General features: G+C 69.3%; 29 protein-coding genes. 17 read left to right on the forward strand and 12 right to left on the reverse strand.

Features of this window, described 5'->3' with window-relative positions; genetic code table 11:
* Positions 1-109: 109 nt before the first annotated feature.
* A complete protein-coding gene (locus IFR11_RS11805; RefSeq protein ID WP_191916279.1) occupies positions 110-682 on the reverse strand; it encodes a DUF3043 domain-containing protein in 573 nt (190 codons plus the stop codon).
* Positions 683-728: 46 nt separating this feature from the next.
* Between IFR11_RS11805 and IFR11_RS11810 the strand changes: the two genes are divergently transcribed.
* From IFR11_RS11810 to IFR11_RS11845, 8 genes are all read left to right on the forward strand, one after another.
* A complete protein-coding gene (locus IFR11_RS11810) occupies positions 729-2,123 on the forward strand; it encodes a dipeptidase (RefSeq protein WP_191916280.1) in 1,395 nt (464 codons plus the stop codon).
* A 70-nt stretch (positions 2,124-2,193) separates the two neighbouring features.
* Positions 2,194-2,559 carry a HesB/IscA family protein gene (locus tag IFR11_RS11815; protein ID WP_055835582.1) on the forward strand — a complete coding sequence of 122 codons (366 nt, stop codon included), beginning with the start codon at positions 2,194-2,196 and terminating at the stop codon, positions 2,557-2,559.
* Between the two features lie 164 nt (positions 2,560-2,723).
* Complete coding sequence (ctaC, locus tag IFR11_RS11820) at positions 2,724-3,605, forward strand: aa3-type cytochrome oxidase subunit II (RefSeq protein WP_082509361.1); 882 nt, start codon at positions 2,724-2,726, stop codon at positions 3,603-3,605.
* A gap of 2 nt (positions 3,606-3,607) precedes the next feature.
* Positions 3,608-5,371 carry an aa3-type cytochrome oxidase subunit I gene (gene ctaD, locus IFR11_RS11825; protein WP_055835588.1) on the forward strand — a complete coding sequence of 588 codons (1,764 nt, stop codon included), beginning with the start codon at positions 3,608-3,610 and terminating at the stop codon, positions 5,369-5,371.
* Between the two features lie 2 nt (positions 5,372-5,373).
* On the forward strand, positions 5,374-5,790 hold the full coding sequence (locus IFR11_RS11830; RefSeq protein ID WP_191916281.1) for a cytochrome c oxidase subunit 4: 417 nt from the start codon (positions 5,374-5,376) through the stop codon (positions 5,788-5,790).
* Between the two features lie 4 nt (positions 5,791-5,794).
* Positions 5,795-6,586: a protein phosphatase 2C domain-containing protein gene (locus tag IFR11_RS11835; protein ID WP_191916282.1), complete on the forward strand. Its 792-nt coding sequence runs from the start codon at positions 5,795-5,797 to the stop codon at positions 6,584-6,586.
* Positions 6,587-6,680: 94 nt separating this feature from the next.
* A complete protein-coding gene (locus IFR11_RS11840) occupies positions 6,681-7,013 on the forward strand; it encodes a hypothetical protein (RefSeq protein ID WP_206755304.1) in 333 nt (110 codons plus the stop codon).
* 179 nt (positions 7,014-7,192) lie between these two features.
* A complete protein-coding gene (locus tag IFR11_RS11845) occupies positions 7,193-7,549 on the forward strand; it encodes a hypothetical protein (RefSeq protein WP_191916284.1) in 357 nt (118 codons plus the stop codon).
* Positions 7,550-7,767: 218 nt separating this feature from the next.
* Here the strand turns inward: IFR11_RS11845 and IFR11_RS11850 are convergent, their stop codons facing one another.
* The 5 genes from IFR11_RS11850 to ctaE form a co-directional block, all read right to left on the reverse strand.
* Positions 7,768-8,175 (reverse strand): rhodanese-like domain-containing protein, encoded by a 408-nt coding sequence (locus IFR11_RS11850; protein WP_191916285.1) that lies wholly within the window; start codon positions 8,173-8,175, stop codon positions 7,768-7,770.
* Between the two features lie 258 nt (positions 8,176-8,433).
* Complete coding sequence (gene qcrB / locus IFR11_RS11855; RefSeq protein ID WP_055835604.1) at positions 8,434-10,275, reverse strand: cytochrome bc1 complex cytochrome b subunit; 1,842 nt, start codon at positions 10,273-10,275, stop codon at positions 8,434-8,436.
* On the reverse strand, positions 10,272-11,330 hold the full coding sequence (qcrA, locus tag IFR11_RS11860) for a cytochrome bc1 complex Rieske iron-sulfur subunit (protein ID WP_191916286.1): 1,059 nt from the start codon (positions 11,328-11,330) through the stop codon (positions 10,272-10,274). The genes qcrB and qcrA overlap by 4 nt, the downstream gene beginning before the upstream one ends.
* A gap of 39 nt (positions 11,331-11,369) precedes the next feature.
* Positions 11,370-12,182, reverse strand: coding sequence for a cytochrome bc1 complex diheme cytochrome c subunit (gene qcrC, locus IFR11_RS11865; protein WP_191916287.1), 813 nt, complete (start codon positions 12,180-12,182; stop codon positions 11,370-11,372).
* Positions 12,183-12,198: 16 nt separating this feature from the next.
* A complete protein-coding gene (ctaE, locus tag IFR11_RS11870; RefSeq protein ID WP_055835614.1) occupies positions 12,199-12,870 on the reverse strand; it encodes an aa3-type cytochrome oxidase subunit III in 672 nt (223 codons plus the stop codon).
* Between the two features lie 133 nt (positions 12,871-13,003).
* On the opposite strand from ctaE, the gene trpD reads away from it, so the two are divergent.
* Together trpD and IFR11_RS11880 are read left to right on the forward strand one after the other, a co-directional pair.
* On the forward strand, positions 13,004-14,065 hold the full coding sequence (gene trpD / locus IFR11_RS11875) for an anthranilate phosphoribosyltransferase (protein ID WP_055835617.1): 1,062 nt from the start codon (positions 13,004-13,006) through the stop codon (positions 14,063-14,065).
* Between the two features lie 6 nt (positions 14,066-14,071).
* A complete protein-coding gene (locus tag IFR11_RS11880; protein WP_191916288.1) occupies positions 14,072-15,064 on the forward strand; it encodes a PHP domain-containing protein in 993 nt (330 codons plus the stop codon).
* Positions 15,065-15,067: 3 nt separating this feature from the next.
* Here the strand turns inward: IFR11_RS11880 and IFR11_RS11885 are convergent, their stop codons facing one another.
* Positions 15,068-15,979: a 5'-3' exonuclease gene (locus IFR11_RS11885; RefSeq protein WP_055835621.1), complete on the reverse strand. Its 912-nt coding sequence runs from the start codon at positions 15,977-15,979 to the stop codon at positions 15,068-15,070.
* Positions 15,980-16,027: 48 nt separating this feature from the next.
* Between IFR11_RS11885 and IFR11_RS11890 the strand changes: the two genes are divergently transcribed.
* The 3 genes from IFR11_RS11890 to IFR11_RS11900 all read left to right on the forward strand — a co-directional run bounded on the left by IFR11_RS11890 (position 16,028) and on the right by IFR11_RS11900 (position 17,958).
* Positions 16,028-16,426, forward strand: coding sequence for a YchJ family protein (locus IFR11_RS11890; protein WP_191916289.1), 399 nt, complete (start codon positions 16,028-16,030; stop codon positions 16,424-16,426).
* Between the two features lie 84 nt (positions 16,427-16,510).
* Positions 16,511-17,185, forward strand: a complete 675-nt coding sequence (locus IFR11_RS11895; protein ID WP_191916290.1) for an SDR family oxidoreductase — start codon at positions 16,511-16,513, stop codon at positions 17,183-17,185.
* On the forward strand, positions 17,182-17,958 hold the full coding sequence (locus IFR11_RS11900) for an isocitrate lyase/PEP mutase family protein (protein WP_191916291.1): 777 nt from the start codon (positions 17,182-17,184) through the stop codon (positions 17,956-17,958). The genes IFR11_RS11895 and IFR11_RS11900 overlap by 4 nt, the downstream gene beginning before the upstream one ends.
* A 103-nt stretch (positions 17,959-18,061) precedes the next feature.
* Here the strand turns inward: IFR11_RS11900 and IFR11_RS11905 are convergent, their stop codons facing one another.
* The 3 genes from IFR11_RS11905 to IFR11_RS11915 form a co-directional block, all read right to left on the reverse strand.
* Entirely contained in the window at positions 18,062-18,712 is a 651-nt protein-coding gene (locus tag IFR11_RS11905; RefSeq protein WP_055835636.1) for an LON peptidase substrate-binding domain-containing protein, read from the reverse strand.
* A gap of 79 nt (positions 18,713-18,791) precedes the next feature.
* Positions 18,792-19,823: an FUSC family protein gene (locus IFR11_RS11910; RefSeq protein ID WP_191916292.1), complete on the reverse strand. Its 1,032-nt coding sequence runs from the start codon at positions 19,821-19,823 to the stop codon at positions 18,792-18,794.
* 27 nt (positions 19,824-19,850) lie between these two features.
* Positions 19,851-20,219: a winged helix-turn-helix transcriptional regulator gene (locus tag IFR11_RS11915; RefSeq protein ID WP_191916293.1), complete on the reverse strand. Its 369-nt coding sequence runs from the start codon at positions 20,217-20,219 to the stop codon at positions 19,851-19,853.
* Positions 20,220-20,311: 92 nt separating this feature from the next.
* On the opposite strand from IFR11_RS11915, the gene IFR11_RS11920 reads away from it, so the two are divergent.
* On the forward strand, positions 20,312-21,172 hold the full coding sequence (locus tag IFR11_RS11920) for an SDR family oxidoreductase (protein ID WP_191916294.1): 861 nt from the start codon (positions 20,312-20,314) through the stop codon (positions 21,170-21,172).
* Positions 21,173-21,245: 73 nt separating this feature from the next.
* On the opposite strand, the gene IFR11_RS11925 is transcribed toward IFR11_RS11920, so the two are convergent.
* Positions 21,246-21,599: a DUF2834 domain-containing protein gene (locus tag IFR11_RS11925; protein ID WP_055835647.1), complete on the reverse strand. Its 354-nt coding sequence runs from the start codon at positions 21,597-21,599 to the stop codon at positions 21,246-21,248.
* Between the two features lie 52 nt (positions 21,600-21,651).
* Between IFR11_RS11925 and IFR11_RS11930 the strand changes: the two genes are divergently transcribed.
* From IFR11_RS11930 to IFR11_RS11940, 3 genes are all read left to right on the forward strand, one after another.
* Complete coding sequence (locus IFR11_RS11930) at positions 21,652-22,005, forward strand: TraR/DksA family transcriptional regulator (protein ID WP_191916295.1); 354 nt, start codon at positions 21,652-21,654, stop codon at positions 22,003-22,005.
* Positions 22,006-22,014: 9 nt separating this feature from the next.
* A complete protein-coding gene (locus IFR11_RS11935; RefSeq protein WP_191916296.1) occupies positions 22,015-22,230 on the forward strand; it encodes an SCO4848 family membrane protein in 216 nt (71 codons plus the stop codon).
* A 122-nt stretch (positions 22,231-22,352) separates the two neighbouring features.
* On the forward strand, positions 22,353-23,642 hold the full coding sequence (locus IFR11_RS11940; protein ID WP_191916297.1) for an MFS transporter: 1,290 nt from the start codon (positions 22,353-22,355) through the stop codon (positions 23,640-23,642).
* Here the strand turns inward: IFR11_RS11940 and IFR11_RS11945 are convergent.
* Positions 23,572-24,303, reverse strand: a complete 732-nt coding sequence (locus IFR11_RS11945) for a YidC/Oxa1 family membrane protein insertase (RefSeq protein WP_070408102.1) — start codon at positions 24,301-24,303, stop codon at positions 23,572-23,574. The genes IFR11_RS11940 and IFR11_RS11945 overlap by 71 nt on opposite strands.
* Between the last annotated feature and the right edge of the window lie 65 nt (positions 24,304-24,368).

Consider the following 24,368-nt stretch of genomic DNA (forward strand, 5'->3'; position numbering starts at 1 on the left):
CCCGGAGTGCGCGGGCTGCGATTCGCTGACCCGGAGCGCGCCGGTGGCAGCCCCGGAAACGACGAAGCGGCACGCCCGGAGGCGCGCCGCTTCGAGGAGATCGGTCGTGTCAGACGGGGTACTGCCCGCGCTTGACCTGCGGCTTGGGCAGACGCATGAACCGCATCTGCACGGTGCGCATCGCCGCGTACCAGCCGAGACCCTTCTCGAGCTTGCTCTCGCCGAACTTCTCTTTCGCGGCGCGCTTGACGCGGATCGAGGTGATGATCATGTCGCCGACGACGAACAGGATGAAGATCCACAGCGCCACTAACGACCAGTACTGGAAGAACGCGACGGGGATCAGCGTCGCCACGATCACGAGGACCATGAACGGCATGACGCCCTCACCGAGGTGCCAGCCCGCGTCGACGAAGTCGCGTCCGAAGCGGCGCTGCGGACCGCGGTCGCGCACCGGGAGGTAGCGCTCCTCGCCGGCGGCCATGCCGACGCGGGCCTTCTCGCGCTGGGCGGCGAGCTCGGCTCGGGCGCGGGCCTTGGCCTCTTTGGTGTCGGGGACGAGCGGGCGCTTGCGGGCGGCCTCTTGCTCGGCGCGCGACGGGGTCGCGCGACCCTTGCCCGATCCGAGGACCGTCGGCTCGACGGGGGTGTCGTTGGGGGCGGGGGCGGGGGACTTGGCCACGGGTTACCTCGGCAGTTCGCGGATCGGGAGATCTAAGATTACCCGCATGACCCCCGACCTGTCCCGGCACGAGGCTGTGCATCGCGCAGCCGACGCCGGCATCCCCGCCGCCCTGTCCGATCTCGGCTCCCTCGTACGCATCCCGTCGATCGCGTGGCCGTCGTTCGATCAGTCCACCCTCGTCGAGAGCGCCGACGCCGTCGCCGCCCTGTTGAGGGGCACCGGCGTCTTCGATTCCGTCGAGGTCGCGCGTGCCGCGATCCCCGGCACCGACGAGATGGGACAGCCCGCCGTGCTGGCGTCGCGAGCCGCTCGCAACGGTCGGCCCACCGTTCTTCTCTATGCGCACCACGACGTCCAGCCTCCCGGCGACGAAGCCCTGTGGGACTCACCGCCCTTCGAACCCACCGTTCGCGACGGCCGCCTCTACGGCCGCGGCGCCGCCGACGACAAGGCGGGGGTCATGGCCCACGTCGGTGCCATCCGCGCAGTCAGCGAAGTCCTCGGAGACGACCTCGACCTGGGCATCGCGGTGTTCATCGAGGGCGAAGAGGAGTACGGCTCGCGCTCGTTCGGGCAGTTCCTCTCCGACAACGCCGAGGTGCTGCGCTCCGACGTGATCGTCGTCGCCGACTCGGGCAACTGGGACGACCGCACCCCCGGTCTCACGGTGTCGCTCCGCGGGAACGCGCGCTTCACGCTCACCGTGCGCACCCTCGAGCACGCATCGCACTCCGGCATGATGGGCGGCGCCGTCCCGGATGCCATGCTCGCCACGGTGAAGCTGCTCGCGACGCTGTGGGACGACGACGGTGCCGTCGCCGTCGACGGTCTCCTCGAGCGCGACGCCCCCACGCCCGACTACAGCGAAGAGACCCTGCGCGCCGAGGCGGGACTGCTCGACGGGGTGCGGCCGATCGGCCGCGACGCCATCCTCAGCCGGATCTGGAACAAGCCGTCGGTCACGATCACCGGCTGGGACGCCACGCCCGTCGACTCGGCGTCGAACACCCTCGCCCCGCAGACCCGCGTGGTGATCAGCGCCCGCGTCGCCCCGGGGCAGGACGCCCACGAGGCCTACCGGGCGATCGAGGCGCACTTGCGCGCCCATGCGCCGTTCGGCGCGCAGCTGGAGTTCACCGACGTCGACTGCGGCGACGCGTTCCTCGTCGACACGAGCGGATGGGCCGTCGAAGACGCTCGCGCCTCGTTCGCCGACGGGTATGGCGTGGACTCGGTCGACGTCGGCGTCGGCGGATCGATCCCCTTCATCGCCGACCTCGTCCGCGAGTTCCCGAGCGCCCAGATCCTCGTGACCGGTGTCGAGGATCCGCACGCCCGCGCGCACAGCCCGAACGAGTCGCTGCACCTCGACACGTTCCGCAACGCCCTGGTGTCGGAGGCCCTCCTGCTGACGCGTTTGAACGAGCGCACCGTCTGAGCGGACCGCGGGGCCGTGGCGGGCGTAGACTCGTCACGTCCCCGCGACCGATCAACCGAAGGGCATCGCCATGACCGACACCACACTGTCGTCCTCCGCCGAGACCCGCGAGCACGGTGTCGGCCTCACCGCCGCCGCCTCCGACAAGGTGAAGAGCCTGCTCTCGCAGGAGGGTCGCGACGACCTTCGTCTGCGCGTGGCCGTTCAGCCCGGCGGATGCTCCGGACTCATCTACCAGCTCTACTTCGACGAGCGCTACCTCGACGGTGACAAGGTCGCCGATTTCGACGGCGTCGAGGTCATCGTCGACGACATGAGCGTTCCGTACCTCGACGGTGCGAACATCGACTTCAAGGACACGATCTCGGAGCAGGGCTTCACGATCGACAACCCCAACGCCGGCGGTTCCTGCGCCTGCGGCGACAGCTTCCACTGATCTCAGCCGCCGTTTCACGGCGCCCCATCGAGAACCCCCGGACCCCGGATCACACCGCGGAACCCGGGGGTTCTCGATGTCTCGGCACTGGACGAATGGCCTGAGAACGGTGAGAGGTTGCCGTAGACTGTCAAAGCTTCATCCACGACCCGGAAAGGTGCACTGTGCCCTCCAAACGTCGCCTTCGCTGGGCTGCGCTCCCCGTCGGGATCGCCTCGGTTGCGCTCCTGTCCGGCTGCACCACGACACAGCTCCACGGCTTCCTGCCCGGCTTCGTCGATGACGGTACGCCCGCCACCAACCACACCGACATGGTCGCCGGTCTGTGGGTCAACTCGTGGATCGTGCTCCTCGCCGTGGGTGTCGTCACCTGGGGCCTCATGCTGTGGTCGGTCATCGCGTACCGCCGTCGCAAGGGGCAGTCTGGTCTGCCGGTCCAGCTGCGCTACAACATGCCGGTCGAGATCTTCTACACGATCGTTCCTCTGATCCTGGTCGTCGGCTTCTTCGCCTTCACGGCGCGCGACCAGAACACGCTCGAGACGCAGTACGACGACCCCGACGTGTCGATCACGGCGTACGGCAAGCAGTGGGCGTGGGACTTCCAGTACAACGGCACGCAGGAAGACAACTCCGACGCCGTCTACTCGATGGGTGTCCAGGCCAAGGCCACGTCCGACGGCTACGACCTGCAGGACGTGCCCACCCTGTACCTGCCGGTGAACAAGACGGTCAAGATCGACCTCCGCTCGCGCGACGTCATCCACTCGTTCTGGATCATCGACTTCCTCTACAAGAAAGACATGTACCTCGGCCGTGACAACGAGTGGTCGTTCACGCCCACCCGTGAGGGCACGTACGAGGGCAAGTGCGCCGAGCTGTGCGGTGAATACCACTCCGCCATGCTCTTCAACGTCAAGGTCGTCAGCGACGCCGAGTACGAGGACTACCTCGACTCGCTGCGCTCGGCCGGCGACGTGGGCGACATCAGCGACCTGTCGCGCCTGCAGAACCTGAGCACGGCCGGCACCGAAGGGAACGAGTGATCATGGCCACGACGCTTCCGCTCCAGGAGAAGGGGGCCTCGCGCCCCACGACTCTCCCGCCGCGTCAAGCCGCACTGCTGAGCACCACGCGTGTTGAGCAGAAAGGCAACCTGGTCGTCAAGTGGATCACCTCCACCGACCACAAGACCATCGGGTACATGTACCTGATCGCCTCCGTCATGTTCTTCATGCTCGGTGGCGTCATGGCGCTGATCATCCGCGCCGAGCTCTTCGAGCCCGGCATGCAGATCATCCCGACGAAAGAGCAGTACAACCAGCTCTTCACCATGCACGGCACGATCATGCTGCTCATGTTCGCGACGCCGCTGTTCGCGGGCTTCGCCAACGCGCTGCTGCCGCTGCAGATCGGAGCGCCCGACGTGGCGTTCCCGCGTCTGAACGCCTTCGCCTTCTGGCTGTTCCTGTTCGGATCCACGATCGCCGTTTCCGGCTTCCTCACCCCGCAGGGTGCGGCTGGCTTCGGATGGTTCGCCTATCAGCCGCTCGCCAATGCGAGCTTCTCGCCGGGCGTCGGTGGAAACCTCTGGATGCTGGGACTCGGCATCAGCGGTTTCGGCACGATCCTCGGCGCGGTGAACTTCATCACGACGATCCTCACGATGCGCGCGCCCGGCATGACCATGTGGCGCATGCCGATCTTCTCGTGGAACACGCTGATCACGAGCATCCTGATCCTGCTGGCGTTCCCCGTGCTCGCCGCGGCCATCTTCGCCGCCGCGTCGGACCGCGTGCTCGGCTCGCACATCTACAGCCCCGAGAACGGCGGCGTCCTGCTCTGGCAGCACCTGTTCTGGTTCTTCGGTCACCCCGAGGTGTACATCATCGCGCTGCCGTTCTTCGGCATCGTCTCCGAGATCTTCCCGGTCTTCAGCCGCAAGCCGATCTTCGGGTACAAGACCCTCGTCTACGCCACGATCGCGATCGCCGCGTTGTCGGTGGCCGTGTGGGCCCACCACATGTACGTCACGGGGGGCGTGCTGCTGCCGTTCTTCGCCCTGATGACGATGCTGATCGCGGTGCCGACCGGCGTGAAGATCTTCAACTGGATCGGTACGCTCTGGCGCGGCTCGGTGACCTTCGAGACCCCGATGGTTTTCGCCCTGGGCTTCCTGGTCTCGTTCGTCTTCGGCGGTCTGACCGGTGTCATCCTCGCGTCGCCCCCGCTCGACTTCCACCTGTCGGACTCGTACTTCGTCGTCGCGCACTTCCACTACGTCGTCTTCGGAACCGTCGTGTTCGCGATGTTCGCGGGCTTCTACTTCTGGTGGCCGAAGTGGACCGGCAAGATGCTCAACGAGCGTCTCGGCATGGTGCACTTCTGGATGCTGTTCGTCGGCTTCCACATGACCTTCCTCATCCAGCACTGGCTGGGCGTCGACGGCATGGTGCGTCGTTACGCCGACTACGCGGCCGCAGACGGATGGACGTGGGAGAACCAGCTGTCGACGGTGGGATCGATGATCCTCGGTGCGTCGATGATCCCGTTCCTGCTGAACGTCTGGATCACCGCGCGCAAGGCGCCGCGCGTGACGGTCGACGACCCGTGGGGCTACGGAGCGTCGCTCGAGTGGGCCACCTCGTGCCCGCCGCCGCGTCACAACTTCACCTCCATCCCGCGTATCCGTAGCGAGCGCCCCGCCTTCGACCTGAACCACCCCGAGGCCGGCATTCCGGTCGGTGTGGGTCCGGCCAAGGATGCCCCCGACGCGCCTGTCGTCGACGCCGCTGCCGGAGAGGTCAAGTAACGATGCGTACCAATGTCGGACTCTGGTGGCTCCTGGCCGTCTTCGCGTTCGTGATCGCCGGCGTCTACACCGCGTGGAGCTTGCTCCAGCACGGTGGCGTCGAGTGGGTCGGAACGGTCGCCCTGGCCTTCCTCGGCCTCATGTCGACCATGATCGCCTTCTACATCGGCCGCGTGCTCAAGGCACAGAACGGCGAGCTGCCCGAGGACACTCTGACGGCCGACATCGACGACGGTGACCCCGAGATGGGCGAGTTCAGCCCGTGGTCGTGGTGGCCCATCGTCCTGGCCGGTTCCGCCGCGATCGCCGTGATCGGTCTCGCTGTCGGTAGCTGGCTCGTCCCCGTCGGATTCCTGGTCTTCGTCATCGCCATCGTCGGATGGGTGTACGAGTACTACCGCGGGTACTTCGCACGCTGATCCTGTGCCCGTTCGGCTGATCGCGGCCGCCGTCTCCGACGCCGGCTCCCACCGTCCCACCAACCAGGACGCCGCCTTCGCGGCGTCCTGGGGTGCGGCGGTGGCAGACGGCGTCGGGGGAGGCCCCTCGGGAGACCTCGCCTCCGCGGCGCTCCTGCATAGACTCGTCGCGACTCGGGGCGGTGGCCTCGACGCCGATGGACTCCTGGTGCGCATTCGCGAGGCGAACTGGGACATCCGCGCCCATGTCGAGCGTGACCCCGCGCTCCAGGGCATGGCGACGACCTTCACGGGTCTGTTCCTCAGCACGGGCGGCGACCTGCTGCTGGCGCACACCGGCGACTCTCGCGCCTACCTGCTCCGCGACGGCGAGTTCACTCGCGAGACGCGTGATGACTCGTACGTGCAGGCTCTCGTCGATCACGGCATCATCCCGCCGGAGGCCGCCGCGGCCCACCCGCGTCGTAACATCATCACGGCCTCGCTGGGGGGCGCCGAGGGCGATGTCGTGTCCGTCGCCGAGCGCCCTCCGGTCGTCGGCGATCGCTGGGTACTGTGCAGCGATGGGTTGACCGACTACGTTCCGGAAGCAGACGTCGCCCGGATCATCGCCGAGGCCTCGGATCCCCGCGCCGCGGCCGCCTCCGCCGTCGCGCTCGCTCTCGAAGCCGGAACGCGTGACAACGTGACGGTCGTCGTGTGCGACGTCGTCGACGACAACGAGCCGGTGGCAAGCGAGCCGGTCTTCTCCGGTTCTGCTGCGCGCTGGTTCGCCGAGGACGTCGAGACGGCCTGAGGCGTACAGGCTCTGGCGGGCCTATCGGGCTGATCATGCGATGACGGTGGTGTGATCGGTTCCGCATCGCCCCTCGTCCTGCAAAGCTGTCCAGGTGCGAGGGATCATCTGGGGGCTACTCACTGCGGCAATCGGATTGACCATGATTGTGCTGCTCGTCATCTACGGCACGCAGTACGGTACATGGCTCGACGAGATCGGGTCGTCCCTTGATCTGGAAGACCAGGCGGCGGCACCGACTATCCTGCTGCCGGCCATGATCGGCCTGTTGTCCATCGGGCTGGTGGTCGGCGGGTTGACGGTGGGCCTGACGATCCCGCGTGGAGAACGCTTTCACGACACTGCGCTGTTGCCGCGTGAGGAGGCAACGCGGGATGCAAAGAGGTCGGCGAGGCCGGTCGCGGTCAGCCCGGAACGGAATCCATGAGCACCTCCGCGGGGAAAGCGCGCACGCGGTCGGTCTTGAGATTCGTGGTCGCAGCTGCAGGAGCCCTGTGGTCGGTGGGTGCGGCTGCGGGTCTCTGGTGGGCGGGCATACTCGTGTGGCGCGGGGTGGCACAGTGCAGTTTGCTCGACCCGGTGACGCTCGGAGGCTCCGCGATCGGAGTGAGCGTCCTCGCTGTGTGCGCGGGTGTGATGCCGATGGTGGCCGCCCGCGTTAGCGGGGCGGCGTGGATCGGCGGGTACGCCCTTGTCTGCTCCATCATCGTGCTCGGTCTCTACGGCATGGTGATAACCGCTTCGCTGTCCTTCGGTCTCAGCGGCGGTTCGTCACGGTGGCCGGAAATGATGTCGGGCGCACTCGTCACCGTGGCACCGTCGCTCGCGCTCGTGGGTGCGAACGTGATTGCGCTTCTCGCGACGCGGTCATTGCGGCGCACGGTCGTCTCCTCGCTGGTGTGGACCTTCATTGTGTCGATCATCATCGTCCTGGCAGGTGGAGTTGCCCAGTCGACGTGCTGAGGTAGCTCGGTCAGTACTGCTCATCGCGTCCGCGCGGCTTTTGCGTCACTGACTTTCTGTCAGTTCGGTGGCGAGGAGTGCGGCGGTGACAGCGCCGACGAGACGATGCGGCGATGCTCTCAGAGGCCGTGCGCCGCCTTCCCTGATGGACGCGGCGGCCCGCCCTGGCGCGTTGCGAGGAAACGGGGCCCCGGTCTCCTAGGAGCCGCCGGTCAGTGTCAGCGACGCACCACCACGACGGTCGGGTCGAACACCCGCTCGCACGGACCCTCGTCGTTCTCGAAGGGCTGCCCCTCGCGCACCCAGTACTCGTACCCGCCGATCATCTCGCGGACCTCGTAGCCCAGTCGCGAGAACTCGAGTGCGCCCTTCTGCCCGGCGTTGCACCCGGGACTCCAGCAGTAGACCACGACGGGCATGTCGGCCGGGATCTCGGTGGCGGCCCGCTCGGCGATGTCTCGGTACGGCATGTGGACGGCGCCCGAGACGCGGCCCTGAAGCCACGCGTCATGTCCTCGCACGTCGACGAGAACGAAGCGCTCTCCCGCCTTCTGCGCCGCGTAGACATCGGAGGGGTCCGTCTCGAAGGCGAGGCGTGTCGAGAAGTACTCGTGTGCGAGGGCCATGCCCACACGCTACGGTCGGGAGCCGACGCAGGGGAGGGGTGTATGTGCCAGCCCTCGGCGGCATCCTGCCACGTCGGTCTCGCGCGCCGTCGCGGGTGTGCGGGCCCGCGGATGCCGAAGAACGTGCGTCGCGACGCCGGGTGGGGCACGCGCACGCCGGTGTGCACGTGCGCCGGGATGCGTCCGCCGTGCATCGGAGCATGCTGGCAGAAACGACGAAACCCCGGTGCCGAAGCACCGGGGTTTCGTATCGAGGGTTTACTCGCTCTTGTCACCCTGAGGGCGGTTGCGCTCCTCGAGGCCCTTCGGAGCGGGAAGCTCGACCTCGGTGCGCTCACCGATCGCCATGGGCGGGCGGCCGTCTTCGTCGGCACGGGCGTTGGCTCCGGCGATCTCGTCGGCTTCCTCGTGCGCGATGTGGTCGAGCTCGTGGTGCTGGTGAGCGACCGCGGCGTCGAGCTCGGCCTGCGTCAGCGGCGCGAGACGGTCCTCGAAGAACCAGCGCGACACCGACGCACGAAGGTTCTCGTGCCAGGGGATCTGCCCGTTCGCGTTCGGACGGACGACGAGGGGAGCGTACTCCTCGTTGTCGACCAGCTTCCAGCGCTCGAACTCGTCGACGGGCTGGTGCACCTCGATGTACTCGCCACCGGGGAGGCGCACGATGCGTCCGGACTCGTAGCCGTGCAGTGCGATCTCGCGGTCCTTCTTCTGCAGCGCGATGCAGATGCGCTTGGTGACGAAGTAGGCGAGGATCGGGCCCACGATCAGCAGGGCCTGCAGGACGTGGATGACACCTTCCATCGTGAGGTGGAAGTGCGTGGCGATGATGTCCGACGACGCCGCCGCCCACATGACCGCGTAGAACGTCACACCCGCCGCACCGATGGCGGTGCGGGTCGCCGCGTTGCGCGGACGCTGTGCGATGTGGTGCTCACGCTTGTCGCCGGTGACCCACGCCTCGATGAAGGGGTAGATCAGCACGAGCACGATGAACAGGCCCAGCACGCCGACGGGGATGATGATGTTCCACGAGAACGTGTGGTCGAACAGCACGAACTCGAGGTGCGGCGGGATGAGGCGCAGCATGCCGTCGGCGAAGCCGATGTACCAGTCGGGCTGGGTTCCGGCCGACACCGGCGACGGGTCGTACGGTCCGTAGTTCCAGATCGGGTTGATCGTCACGAGCGCGGCGATCAAGACGATCACACCGAACGTGATGAAGAAGAAGCCACCCATCTTCGACGCGTAGACGGGGAGGATCGGGTAGCCGACGACGTTGCTGTTCGTGCGGGCGGGGCCGGCGAACTGCGTGTGCTTGTTGATGATCATCAACATGAGGTGCACGGCCAGCAGTGCGACCAGGATGGCCGGCAGCAGCAGGATGTGCAGCGTGTACAGACGGCCCACGATCGCGGTGCCGGGGAACTCCCCGCCGAACAGCAGGAACGAGGTCCACGTGCCGATGATCGGCAGTCCCTTGATCATGCCGTCGATGATGCGGAGGCCGTTGCCCGAGAGCAGGTCGTCGGGGAGCGAGTAGCCGGTGAAGCCCTCGGCCATCGCCAGGATGAAGAGGATGAAGCCGACGACCCAGTTGAGCTCGCGCGGCTTGCGGAACGCACCGGTGAAGAACACGCGCAGCATGTGCACGCCGATACCGGCCACGAACACCAGGGCGGCCCAGTGGTGGATCTGACGGACGAGCAGTCCACCGCGGAGGTCGAACGAGATGTGCAGCGCCGATTCCATGGCCGCCGACATCGCGATGCCGCGCATGGGCTCGTAGGCGCCGTTGTAGTGCGTCTCGACCATCGACGCCTGGAAGAAGAACGTCAGGAACGTGCCGGACAGCAGCACGACGACGAAGCTCCACAGCGCGATCTCACCCAGCATGAACGACCAGTGGTCGGGGAAGATCTTGCGACCCATCTCTTTGACGATGCCCGAGATGCTCGTGCGCTCGTCGAGATAGTTCGCGGCGGCACCGACGAAGCGTCCGCCCAGGGGCTTGCCGTCGCGGCCGGCGGTCGCCGGGGCACCTGCGTGCACCGCGGGCGCGGAGGTGACGTTCTCGGTGGGATGGGTACCGGTGCTCATGAGCGCTCCCAGAAGCTGGGGCCGACGGGCTCGTGGAAGTCACTCTGCGCGACGAGGTAGCCCTCGGCGTCGACGGAGATGGGGAGCTGCGGCAGGGGACGGGCGGCCGGGCCGAAGATGACGGCCGCGCCATTGGCGACGTCGAACTGCGACTGGTGGCAGGGGCACAGGAGGTGGTGGGTCTGCTGCTCGTACAGCGCCACGGGGCAGCCGACGTGCGTGCAGACCTTGGAGTACGCGACGATGCCGTCGTACGACCAGTCCATGTTGTTGGTGTCGGGGTTCAGCTGCTCGGGCTGCAGACGCATCAGCAGCACGATCGCCTTGGCCTTCTCTTCGAGGTAGCCCTCGTCGTGGCCGAGGCTGGCGAGCTCTTCCGGGATGACGTGGAAGGCGGAGCCGATGGTGACGTCGGCCGCACGGATCGGACGACCGGACGGGTCGTGCGACAGGCGGGAGCCCTCTTTCCACATGGTGTGGCTGAGGAGCTTCACGGGGTCCTGATCCTGGGGAGCAAGGCCGCGGAACAGCGTGATGCCGGGGATGACGGAGGCGGCGAGAGCGGCGAACAGCGAGTTGCGGATGATCTCGCGACGGCCGAAGCCGGACTCCTTGTCGCCCTCGACGAACACGTTGATGGCGGCTTCGCGCACCTCGTCGCGCCCACGGGTGGCGTGGCGGTCCTCGATGTACTCCTTGTCGGACATGACCGACTTGGACCAGTGGATGGCGCCGATGCCGATCGAGAGCAGCGCGAAGGCGATGCCCAGACCGATGAAGAGGTTGTTGTAGCGGATGTCGATCAACGCGCCCGACTCGATCGGGAAGATGATGTAGGCGATGCTCGCCCAGATGCTCGCCGCGACCGAGAAGTAGAACAGGGTGTAGACCGTGCGAACCGCACGCTTCATCGCCTGAGGGTCCTGATCGGTCATGCGCTGACGGTGCCCCGGGAGGCCGGGGTTCTGAACGGCGTCGGGAACCGCGACGGCGAGCCCCGAGCCGGGCTTCCAGGAAGCCCTCTCGTGCTCGAGTGCGTCGTCCTCGTGTGCCATGGTGCTCCTCGTGCGTTTACGTAATGTCGAGAACGACGGTCAGTTGGACTTCGCCGTGATCCACACGGTGAGGGCGATCAACGCCCCGATACCGAAGATCCAGATGAACAGACCCTCCGAGACCGGACCCAACGACCCGAGGGCGTAACCGCCGGGGGATTCGGACTTCTGGAGGTACATCAGGTACGAGATGACGTCGCGCTTGTCTTCGGGGGTGAGGTTCAGGTCGTTGAAGACCGGCATGTTCTGCGGGCCGGTGACCATCGCGGCGTACATGTTGACCGGGCTGACGGTGTGCAGGTCGGGGGCCCACTTGCCCTCGGTGAGCGCGCCACCGGCGCCGGCGACGTTGTGGCACATCGCGCAGTTGATGCGGAACAGCTCGGCACCGTGCGACAGGTCGCCCTCGCCGTCGACCAGCTCGTCGGTGGGGTACGTCGGGCCGGGGGCCGACGACTGCACGTACGCGGCGATCGCGTTGATCTGCTCGTCGGTGAACTGCACCGGCTTCACGGGAGCCTGGGGACCCTGCGCCTGCAGGGGCATGCGGCCGGTCGACACCTGGAAGTGCACCGACAGCTCACCGACGCCGAACAGCGACGGGCCCTGCTGGCTGCCCTGCAGGTCGAGGCCGTGGCAGGTGGCGCAGTTGGCCTGGAAGAGCTTCTGGCCCTCTTCGACCGCCGTCGCCGAGTTCGCTTCGCTCGTGGGGGCGGCGTTGGTCGCCGCCATCGCGGCCGATGCGCCGGCGTAGACGCCTCCGGTGAGGAGGAGTCCGATGCCGATCAGTGCAGCGGCGGCCAGGGGACTACGGCGTCCGGACGCCCGACGAGTCTTCTTCTCGCGTGCCATGTGAAGTGCAGCTCTCTTACTTGAGGAAGTAGATGACGAAGAACAGGGCGATCCAGACGACGTCGACGAAGTGCCAGTAGTACGACACGACGATCGAGGTGGTCATCTCTTTGCGGCCGAAGTTCTTCACGGCGTAGGCGCGACCGATCACGAGCAGGAAGGCGATGAGGCCACCCGTCACGTGCAGGGCATGGAAGCCGGTGGTGATGTAGAAGGCCGAGGCGTAGGGGTTGGCGCTGATGGGCATGCCCTCGGCGACCAGCGTCGCGTACTCCCACACCTGACCCGACACGAAGACCGCGCCGAGGATGAAGGTGAGGTAGAACCACTCCACCATTCCCCACTTCAGGATGCCGGTGGCCTTGCCGGTGCGGTACGGCTGGTACCGCTCCGCGGCGAAGACGCCCATCTGGCACGTGACCGAGGACAACACGAGGATGATCGTGTTGACGGTCGCGAAGGGGACGTTGAGCAGCTGCGTCTCTTCGGCCCACAGGGGCGCGGAGGTGCTGCGCAGGGTGAAGTAGATCGCGAACAGGCCGGCGAAGAACATGACCTCGCTGCCCAGCCACACGATGGTGCCCACCGCGACCGGGTCGGGCCGCTTCACGGCACGCACGGCCTGGGAATACGTCGCTGAGGTCGTCACCGTTCCATTATGCGCGATGACGGAGCCCGATATTCCCATCCTCAACTTGAGATATTCCATCGTCGAGACTTAGGGAAGCCTCAGAATCTGCAAGGAATCCCCGGTACGGCGTGGGTTCCATCAGACGCGCGGACCGCGCGGATCGGCGACACGCGTGTGGAAGGATCATGGCATGGCTGAACGTTTCACCTGGCCCGATCTGCTCTCGGCGCTGCTGGCCGGCAACGACCTCAGCGTGTCCGAGTCGACGTGGGCCATGCGCAAGGTCATGGCGGGCGAGGCGACGCCCTCGCAGCTGGGCGGATTCCTGATGGCCCTGCGGGCCAAGGGCGAGACGGTCGAAGAGATCGTCGGCTTCCGCGACGCGATCCTTGAGGCGGCCGTGCCGCTTCCCGTGCGCGCCGAGGTGCTCGACATCGTGGGCACCGGTGGCGACAGGTACGGCACCGTGAACGTGTCGACCATGGCGGCGGTGGTGGCGGCGGCGTCGGGAGTCCCCGTGGTGAAGCACGGCAACCGGGCGGCGAGCTCGGCATCCGGATCCTCCGACGTGCTCTCGTCGCTGGGCGTCGCGCTGACGCTGACTCCGGAGCAGGTCGCCGAGACGCTCGAGCGCACCGGCATCACCTTCGCCTTCGCCTCGGCGTTCCACCCGGGGTTCCGCCACGCGGCTTCGACGCGCGCGGAGCTGGGCGTTCCCACCGTCTTCAACTTCCTCGGGCCGCTGTGCAACCCGGCGCGCGCCGAGGCGAACGCCGTCGGTGTCGCGCACCTCGATCGCGTTCCCCTCATCACCGGCGTGTTCCGCACCCGCGGCGCGACGGCGCTCGTGTTCCGCGGCGACGACGGCCTCGACGAACTGACCACGACCGGCCACAGTCGCGTCTGGGAGATCAGTCGCGGCGACGTGCACGAGCACGATCTCGATCCCCGGGATCTCGGCATCCCCCTCGCCGAGATCGACGACCTGCTCGGTGGTTCCCCCGATCACAACGCCGAGGTGGTGCGGCGCGTGCTGGGAGGCGAGACCGGTCCGGTGCGCGACATCGTGCTGCTCAACGCCGCCGCGGGTCTGGTGTCGTACCGACTGTTCCAGGATGCCGCCGAGGTGCAGCGTCCGATCATCGAACGCCTCGCCGAGGCGATGGCCGACGCCGCCGCCGCCGTCGACGACGGCCGTGCCGCAGCCAAGCTCACCGACTGGGTGGACACCACGAAGGCTCTGGCGGAGTAGGCCATCGTGCACCCGCTCGACGCGCTCACCGAGATCGCCTATCTGCTCGAGCGGGAACGGTCGTCGCGATACAAGTCGAAGGCGTTCCGCACCGCCGCGGCCGCGATCGAGGGGCTGAGCGACGACGAGTTGCGCGACCCGGGTCTTCGGCGACGCGCGGGGATCGGCGAGTCGACCTTCGCGGTGATCCAGCAGGCGCTGGCGGGCGGTGTCCCGGAGCGACTGGCGGCCCTGCGGGCCGAGAACGCGCCGGTGGGCGGTGCGGACGTGCGGGCGAAGCTGCGCGGCGACCTGCACAGCCACAGCGAATGGTCGGACGGGCTCACCCCCATCGAGGCGATGGTCGAGGCCGCGCGGGGGCTGGGTCACGAGTACCTGGCTCTCACCGACCATTCGCCGCGCCTCACCGTGGCCAATGGCCTTTCCCCCGAGCGTCTGCGGGCGCAGATGGAGATCGTCCGGGGGCACCGCGGTGACGGTTTCACGCTGCTCACCGGGATCGAAGTCGACATCCTCGACGAGGGCGACCTCGACCAGGAAGACGCGTTGCTGCACGAGCTCGACGTGGTGGTGGCATCCGCTCACTCGAAGCTGCGCATGGAACGCGGTCCGATGACACGACGGTTGGTCGCCGCGGCGGGGGACCCGCGGGTCGACGTGCTGGGGCACGTCACCGGGCGGCTCGTCGAGGGGGCGCGGGGGACGCGTCCGCCGTCGGACTTCGACGCCGAGGCGGTCTTCGCGGCATGCGCGGCCTCGGGGGTGGCGGTCGAGATCAATTCGCGTCCGGAGCGTCAGGACCCGCCCGACGAGCTGCTGGCACTGGCGATCGAGGCGGGGTGCCTCTTCTCGATCGACTCCGACGCGCACGCGCCCGGGCAGCTGTCGCTGCTGGACTACGGAGCCGCGCGCGCGGAGGCGGCGAAGGTGCCCGTCGACCGCATCGTCACGACGTGGCCCCTCGACCGCCTGCGGGAGTGGCTGGAGCGCTCGCGCTGAGACTCAGCGGTCGAGCGCGGTCAGCGCGCGGGTCATCGAGGATCCCAGGTTCCACTTCTCGGCCAGCGCGTGAGCGGCGGTCTCGTCCGCGGCCCCCAGGTGATCGTCGAAGGGCGCGAAGGTGAGGTCGCGGGCGACGCGGACCACGGTGGGCGCGACGTCGAGGTAGTCGGCGGCGGCGGCGATCTTCGCGCGCTGGCTCGGGGTGCCCGCGGAACCGTCGGCGACCGCCGCCCGGATGCCGTCGAGCGAGCCGTGGGCGGTGAGCAGCGACGCCGCCGACTTCTCGCCGATGCCCGAGACACCGGGCAGGCCGTCGGAGGGATCGCCGCGCAGCACCGCGAAGTCGGCGTACTGCGCGGCGTGCACGCCGTACCTGCCGAGCACGGCCGCGTCGTCGACGATCTCGAGGTTGCTCATGCCGCGGGCGGTGTAGACGATACGCACACCGCGCTCATCGTCGATCAGCTGGAACAGGTCACGGTCGCCCGTGACGATGTCGACGGGGACGTCGGCGTGAGTCGCGAGGGCGCCGATCACGTCGTCGGCCTCGTGTTCGGCCGCGCCGACGACGGGGATGCCGAGCACGGCGAGAGCCTCACGGATGAGCGGGATCTGGGCCTCGAGCGGATCGGGGACCTCTTCGACGTCGGCGCCGACGGGAACGGCCTCGACGACGCGGTGGGCCTTGTAGCTCGGGATCAGGTCGACGCGCCACGCCGGGCGCCAATCGTCGTCCCAGCAGGCGACGAGACGCGTGGGTTCGTAGGTGGAGACGAGCTTCGCGATCATGTCGAGCAGGCCGCGCACGGCGTTCACCGAGGTGCCGTCAGCCGCCGTGACCTTGTCGGGAACGCCGTAGAAGGCGCGGAAGTACAGCGACGCGGTGTCGAGGAGCATGATGCGGTCGGTCACGGGAGTCATCCTGGCACGGGGGCACGGCCCTCGTCCTAGGCTGTCGGGATGTCCTTCGGCTCGGCATCCCGTCGTCCTCCCGCGGCGGCACCCTGCCCGTGCGGCGGTGGGATCTTCGCCACGTGCTGCGCGCCGATCCTCGACGGGGGAGCGGCGCCGAGCGCGGAGCGGCTCATGCGTTCGCGCTACACCGCCTTCGCCGTGGGTGACACGACGCACCTGGTGCGGTCGTGGCATCCGCGGACCCGCCCCGACGAGGTCGTCGCCGACGACGGCACCGAGTGGACGGCTCTCGAGGTTGTCGAGGCCCGCGAAGACGGGGATGCCGCGATCGTGGAGTTCCGTGCCCGGTACAGCCACGACGGGCGGGCGGGGGAGCTGCACGAACGCAGCCGGTTCGTCCGCCGCGGGGGCCGCTGGGTCTACGTGGACGGAGACGTCGAGTAAGGGCGTCAACCCCGCCCGCGGCTGTCGGTGGTGCGGCGTACGGTCGATCACGAACGACGATCGACAACGCGGGAGGACAACGACATGGAACGCATCGTGATCATCGGGGGCCACGGAAAGGTGGCCCTGCATCTCGCTCGGCTGCTGGCCGAGCGCGGAGACGAGGCCACCTCGGTCATCCGCAACCCCGACCAGGCGTCAGACATCGAGCAGGCCGGCGCGACGCCGCTCGTGCTCGACGTCGAGAACGCCGACACCGATGAGATGGCCGAGGCCTTCTCGGGCGCCGACGCCGTGATCTGGTCCGCGGGAGCGGGCGGAGGCAGCGCGGAGCGCACCTACGCCGTCGACCGCGACGCTGCGCAGCGCGCCGTCGACGCCGCATCTCGCGCGGGCGTGCGCCGGTTCGTCATGGTGTCGTGGATCGGATCGACCCCCGACCACGGCATCGACCCCGACGACGCGTTCTACGCGTACGCCGACGCCAAGCTCGCCGCCGACGACCACCTGCGCGCGAGCGACCTCGACTGGACGATCCTGGGCCCCGGGACCCTGACCGACGACCCCGCCTCGGGGCGCATCACGACCGCGCCGCAGGGCAAGGCCGAGGTGGGCCGCGCCGATGTCGCCGCCGTCGCCGCGGCGGCGCTCGTGCAGCCCGCCACGATCGGTCGGTTCATCCGGTTCGGCGGGGGAGAGACCCTCATCGCCGAAGCCCTCGTCGACGGCTCGGACAACGACGGGAGCGTGCAGGCATGAGCGCTCTCAGCGACAAGGCGCAGTCGTTCGCGCGGTTGCACACCGCCCCCGAGATCCTGCGGGTCGTGAACATCTGGGACGTCGTCTCGGCGCGGGCGATCGCCGCCCTGCCCGAGACGAAGGCCCTCGCGACGGCCGGTCACTCGATCGCCGCGACCTTCGGCTACGAAGACGGCGAGAACATCCCCGTCGAGCTCATGCTCGACATGGTCGGTCGCATCGTCGCCGCCGTCGATGTGCCGGTCACGGCCGACCTCGACTCCGGCTTCGGCAACCTCGGTGAGACGACCCGCCGCGCCATCGGCGTGGGTGTGGTCGGCGCCAACGTCGAAGACAAGGTGAAGCCGCTGGCCGACGCGGTCGCCGCGGTCGAGGCCGTCATCGCGGCGGGTGAGGCCGAGGGCGTGCCGTTCGTGCTGAACGCCCGCACCGACGTGTTCCTCACGGGCGCCGACCGTCCGCTCGACGACAAGGTGGCGGATGCCATCGAGCGTGGCCGCGCCTTCCTCGCTGCCGGGGCGACCTCGGTGTTCGTGCCCGGACTACTGGATGCCGAGACCACCCGGCGCCTGGTCGAAGGGCTGGGGGAGCGCACGCTCAGCGTCATCGGCGTGCCGGGCGCGCTCACCGCGGCCGAGTACGAGGCGCTCGGCGTCGCCCGCATCTCGTACGGTCCGCAGACCCAGCGCGTCGCCCTGACCGCCCTGCAGGATCTCGCGATCGACCTCTACGGCGACGGCGTCATCCCCTCCTCGGTGCGCGCACTGAACTGACGACTCATCTGTACGGCGAGGTCGGTCCCGAACCCGGGGCCGGCCTCGCCGTCGTCGTGGGGGGTCGCGGTGCCGCGGAGGACGGAGCCCGTCGCGCCGGGGGTCAAAGGCTGTCGTCGTCCTCGTCGTCGACGACGATCACGCCATCGGGCACGGGATCGGCCAGCAGGGGCTCCGCGGCGAGGGTGAGGTCGATCGTGGCGCGCAGCAGACCGCCGAGGGTCGCCGAGCGCAGCAGCTCCATCTGGTCCAGCTCGCCGAGCGGCGCGATCGCGGCGATCTGCCAGGCCCGGGGCAGGGGCTCCTCCGACAGTTCGACTTCGGCATCCCACCGGGTGCCGCCGAACTGCTGAGCACGCCCCAGCACCCGCCGCACGATGCGCTCGGCCTCCTCGAGCAGAGGGGCGAGCGCGTCGTTCCACTCGAGGTCGGGGAGGGCCCGCACATCGGCCCGGGGGTACGGTGCGTCGTCGAGCCACCCCGTGATCTCGAAGCGCTCCGTGCCGCGGGCGACGATCTGCATCTGGCCGGCCTGCGGCACGACGTGGCTCAGCTGCGCCATCGTGCCGACGGCGAAGCGCTGGTCGCCCCCACCGGTCTCGCTGCCGCGCTCGATGAGGACCACGCCGAACGAGGGATCGGTCTCATCGAGCAGCCGACCGAGCATGACGAGGTAGCGCTCCTCGAAGATGCGCAGCGCCAGAGGCGTGTGCGGGAAGAGGACGGCGCCCAGGGGGAACATCGCGGTACCCATGGTTCCAGTCAACCAGCGTGCGTGCGCGTCGGGGCCGCGGCTGCGGCATCCGCGGTGCGAGCAGTCCGCGCGAGCGGGGTCACGCGTCGACGTCGCGCAGGGTCTCGTGGATGCGGTGCAGATCCATGAGCAGCGACCCGACGAGCACCCAGTGCGCCGTCGAGGGCGTGCGGATCTGCAGGGGGCGGGTGAGCGCGGGTTCCTCGACGACCACCCGCTCGGGACCCGCGTCGAGGGCGAACGCGAGGCGGACGTCGTGCGCCGCGCGGTGCAGCTGCTCGGCGATCGCGCGCACGGCGGGCTCGTCGACGATCGTGTTCTCGTACCCGTCGTACACCGCTCGGGTCATGCCGATCGTCTGCGTGACGACGGGGGTGAACCGCTCGAGCAGGTCGCCCATGGCGGCCAGATCGCTGCGGTGACGGCCGCTGCGGGGATTCAGGGCCAGGGAGTCCGCCGCATCGCGGATCGCATCGGCGGCGCCGTCGCGCACGGGGCGCAGCAGACGGGCCTCGAGCAGCAGTTCCTCGAGCGAGCCGGGGGTCTGCGGCGCCTCGAGCGCGTCGGCCAGGCGTTCGAGTGCTTCGGCGAGCTCCCGCCCCAGCACCTCGACCTTCTCGCGCGCGGCGGGGACGAGCACGGGCGGCACGAGCGCGGCGTTGACGACGATGCCGATCGCCGCGCCGATGAGGGTCTCGAGCACGCGGTCGAGGGCGTAGTTGGGGGTCGCCGTCCCGAGGGCGAGCACCAGCAGGGCGCTGATCGCGATCTGGTTGGTGGCTCCGGGCGAGATGCGCGCGGCCCACGCGACGACGAGTGCGACGCCCGCCGACAGCAGCGCCACCCACGGCTGGGAGCCGAACACGAGCCCGAGCAGTGCGGCGATCACGACGCCGACGATCACGCCGACGCTGCGCTCGACCGCGCGGGTGAACGACTGGTTGATGCTCGGCTGCACCACGAGCAGCGCCGCGATGGCGGCGAAGATCGGCGGCGGGCCCTGCACGAGCCACCCGGCCAGCAGCCAGGCGGCCACGACCGCGACGGCCGATTTCGCGACCTGCAGGAGCGGGATGCGCCGGGCGGAGCGGAACGTCAGGCTGTCGCGCATGAATCGAGCCTAGGCGGCGCGCACGCCTCAGCTGCGGCGCGAGACGATGTCGTCGGCGTGCGTGGCGACCCACTGCATGAGCGGGATCACCCGTTCCATCAGATCGCGCCCCCGGCCGGTGAGGCGGTACTCGACGCGCGGGGGCACCTCGGGGTAGGCGGTGCGGTCGACGAGGCCGTCGGCCTCGAGGGTCTTCAGCGTGCTGGCGAGCATCTTCTCGCTGATCCCCGAGACGTTGCGCCGCAGCACGCCCCACCGCTGGGTGCCGTCGGACAGGGCCATCAGCACGAGCACGCCCCACTTGCCCATGACGTGGTCGAGCACCGTGCGGGTGGGGCACCCGTCTTGGAAGACACCCGGTTGTTCGGCGCGGAGATCCGCAAGACTGACGTTCATGTGAGTACCTAACCAGAAAGTGGGTACCTGCATTCCGGAATGCGCTGAACGGATCGACGTTGGCTTCGTCGTACCGATCGAAAGGACACCCCATGACCCTCCTCGTCACCGCCGCCTCCGGACACCTCGGCCGTCTCGTCATCGACGCCCTGCTCGAACGCGGGGTTTCGGCATCCGACATCGTCGCGGGCGTGCGCACCCCCGCCAAGGCCGACGACCTGGCCGCTCGCGGCGTGGGCGTCGTCGAGCTCGACTACTCCCGCCCTGAGACGCTCGCCCCGGCGTTCGAGTCGGTGACCCGTGTGCTGCTCATCTCGGGAACCGATGCGGATCGCGTCGCGGGGCACCGCAACGTCATCGACGCCGCGCGCGCGGCCGGCGTCGAGCGCCTCGTCTACACCAGCGCCCCGCGCGTCGACGAGGTCGACTACGCCCTCGGCGCCGACCACAAGGCGACCGAGGCCGCGATCGCCGCTTCGGGGGTGGAGGCCACGATCCTCCGCCACAACTGGTACACCGAGAACTACCTCGACGCCGTCGCCCGGGCGACCGAGACGGGCGAGATCGTCGCCGCCGTCGGCGAGGCCCTCGTGGCCAGCGCCAGCCGGCGCGACTACGCCGAGGCCGACGCCGTGGCGCTCATCGGCGACGAGTTCCGCGGTCAGACGCTCGAGCTCGGCGGCGACGTCGCCTGGGACTACGACGAGCTGGCGCGGGCGGCATCCGAGGTCGTGGGTCGCCCCGTTACCTACACGTCGGTGTCGGTGGAGCAGCTCACCGCGGGGCTGCAGGCGGCGGGACTGGATGCCGGTACGGCGGCGTTCGTCGCCGGTATCGACGACGCGATCGCCCGGGGCGCGCTGTCGCGCACCGACGGCACGCTCGCGCGCATCATCGGTCGCCCCACGACTCCGCTGGTCGAGGGCCTGCGCGCCGGTCTCGCCGCGCGCTGAGCGCGGTGACCACCGCGTGAGGAGCCGGAATTCGTCGCTTCGCGCCCCCCGCGAAGCGACGATTCTCGGCTCCTCACGCCGTTCTGCGGTCGGGGTGCGCCGTCAGGTGACGCTGGCGCATCGCCAGGAAGAGCGGGAAGGTGAACGCGAACGCCGTCACCCCCGACAGCACGACGTACAGCCAGCCGAAGCGCATTCCGATACGACGCGCCTCGACGATGACGAAGATGCTCCCCGCCACGGCGACGACCAGCAGGTCGACGGTGATCGACGACACGGCCGGTCCGCTCGAGACGAGGTCGCCGACGAAGTCGCGCATCTGCACGATTGCGAAGACGTTGAAGGTCCACGTGCCCACGAGGCCGGCGACGGCCAACGCGAGGAAGACGACGGCGGTCGGGGTCCAGTGACGACGGAGCTCTCTCATGACCCGATCCTCGCGCACCCCGGGTGTCGGAGGTGGGGGCTAGCGTCGGGGGATGGATGCCGAACGAGCCGCCCGCATGCTCGACGAGCGCCAGCGCGAGGTCGACCGCCGGCTGTCGCGCCTGCGCGAAGACGAAGCGAGCCTGCGTCACGACCGCGCCGACGCCACGGCCGACGACGAGCACGACCCCGAGGGCTCGACCCTGTCGGGTGAGTGGGCCCAGGTCGACGCGCTGCGGCGCGGCGCCGAGGCCGAGCGCGACGAGATCCTCGCGGCGCGGGAACGCGTGGCCGCCGCGACGTTCGGCGTCTGCGAGAACTGCGGCCGCCCGATCGCCGAGGCCCGGCTCGAGGCCCGCCCCTTCGCCCGCCGCTGCATCGACTGCGCGAGCGGGCGACGCCCGTAGGCTCGACGCATGGAACCCGTGCTCATCACGCTGCTGTTCGCCAATGCCGTCTTCAACGCGGTCGTCTGGCCGCGCTTCTACGTGCGCGTCGCGAAAGACCCCCGTGCCAAGAACGCCGCGGGCAAGGCCACGCCGTTCCTCGTCGTGCACACCGTGCTGATCGCCCTGGCATTGACCCTCGCGCTCGCCTCCCTGATCGCCGGCATCGCCGCCCTCGTCGGCTGATCGGGGCGGTCATGCGCGCCCCACGGTAGAATCGGGTCGCGGGTTCGCCCGCCGCACATTGTGCAACTACCTACCTCACCGGCAAGGCGGCACGTTCCATCGCCCCCACCGGAGAACGCTCCATGACCACGCCCGTCGCCGCCCATCGCCCGCTGATCCACCACACCGGGTTCTGGTACTTCCCCGTCGCGTTCGTCGCACGACTGCCGTTCGCGATGATGACGGTGGGCGTGCTCGCCCTGGTCGTCGCGATGCGCGGCTCCGTCGCTCTCGGCGGTCTCACCTCGGCGGCCGTGGGCCTGGGCGTGGTGATCGCCGGTCCCGTGCTCGGCGACCTCGCCGACCGCTTCGGGCAGCGGCGCGTGCTCGTGCCGGTCGGTGTGGCCAACGGCATCCTGCTCGCGATCTTCCCCCTGGTCGTGGCGAACGCGGGCGCCGACGCGCTCCTGCTGTCGGCGGCAGCCGCCATCGGCCTGACCGGACCGCAGACGGCGGCGATGTCGCGCAGTCGTGTGATGGCCCTGATCGGCGACCGAGTGGACCCCGCGCGTCGCGAACGCACCTTCTCGCGGGCCATGGCCTACGAGTCCGCCGCCGATGAGACGGCCTTCGTCATCGGACCGTTCGTCGTCGGTGTGCTCGCCGCCCTCATCGCCCCGTGGGCGCCCATCGCCGGTGCCGCGGTGCTGAGTTTCGTCTTCGTCACCGCCTTCGCGCTGCACCCGACCGGGCGGGCCGTGCCCGAACGCTCGGCGCGGGCGGCGATGGCCCCCTTCCGCGAGCTGGTGCAACCGCGCATGCTCGTGCTGGTGGCCGCGGTCTTCGGCGTCGGGCTGTTCTTCGGTTCGACGCTCACCTCGCTCACCGCGTTCATGGAGGCGCAGGGGGCACCCGAGGCGGGGGCACTGCTGTACGGCGTGATGGGGGTGGGGTCGGCCGTGCTCGCGCTGGCCGTCGCCGCGCTCCCCGTGCGGTTCTCACTCCGGTGGCGCCTGGTCGCGTTCTCGATCGTCCTCACGGCTTCGGCCGGGGCGTACACGGTCGGCGGCTCGGTCGCGACCGTGACCACCGTGCTGTGCCTGATGGGGATCGGCGTCGGCCCCTCGCTCGTAACGCTCTTCAGCCTCGCCGGAAACCGCGCACCACGCGGGCGCACGGCGTCGACCATGACGATCCTCGCCTCGGCCCTCACCCTCGCGCAGGCGCTGTCGTCGGCGGTGACGGGCGCCGTCGCCGAGAGCGTCTCGGTGCAGACCGCGATGCTGTTCCCCGCGGTCGCGGCCCTGCTGGTGCTGGCGATGGCCGCGCTGAACGCCTCCGCCGCCCCACGATGGGATGCCGTCACGACGGCAGCGGGTACCGGCGTCGCAGCAGCACACGCTGCACCAGGGTCCACACCGTCGTCACGGTGAGATAGAGCCCGGCCGCGAGCGGCACGAACAGGGCGACGACGGCGGTGGTGAACTGCAGCGCGCCCACCATGCCCGTCGTCCACGCGGGGGCCGAGGGGTCGACGGGAGGCCGCAGGAGCCGCCGCGTGAGCTCGGCGACGCCCGCGATCACCACGACGAGCGCTCCGATCAGGGCGAGGGTCGCGGCATCCACCGTTCCCGAGCCGAGCGCGCCGATCAGGCTGCGTCCGAGCGGCACGCCCAGCAGATCGTGCGAGAGCAGGGCGTTGGACTGACCGCCGACGTTCGGATGCAGGAACACGGCGTAGAGCAGCCCCACGATCGGAGCCTGCGCGAGCATCGGCAGGCAGCCCGCCGCGGGAGAGGTTCCCTCGTCGCGGTACAGCTGCAGGGTCTCGCGCTGCAGGCGCTCGGGATTCTTCCCCCAGCGTTCGCGCAGCGTCCTCAGGCGCGGGGCGAGACGCGCGCGTGTCTGCTCGGCCCGAGCCTGCGAGACGCCGACCGGAATGAGCAGGAGACGCACGGCGAGTGTCACGACGACGACCGCGAGAGCGGCCGCGGCGGTGCCGGCGACGGGATCGAGGGCGGCGGTGAGGGCGAGCATCGCTCGCGTGGTGAGGTCGAGGAGAAGGGCGAGGGGAGGAAGGGCGAAGAGGTCCACGGGTGTCCGTTCGGTGCGGCGATCACGGGTCGATCGGTCGCGGGGCGCGGGCGCGACGGCACGCA

Origin of the sequence: Microbacterium sp. CFBP 8801, assembly GCF_014839455.1 — a bacterium.
Classification (GTDB): Bacteria; Actinomycetota; Actinomycetes; order Actinomycetales; family Microbacteriaceae; genus Microbacterium.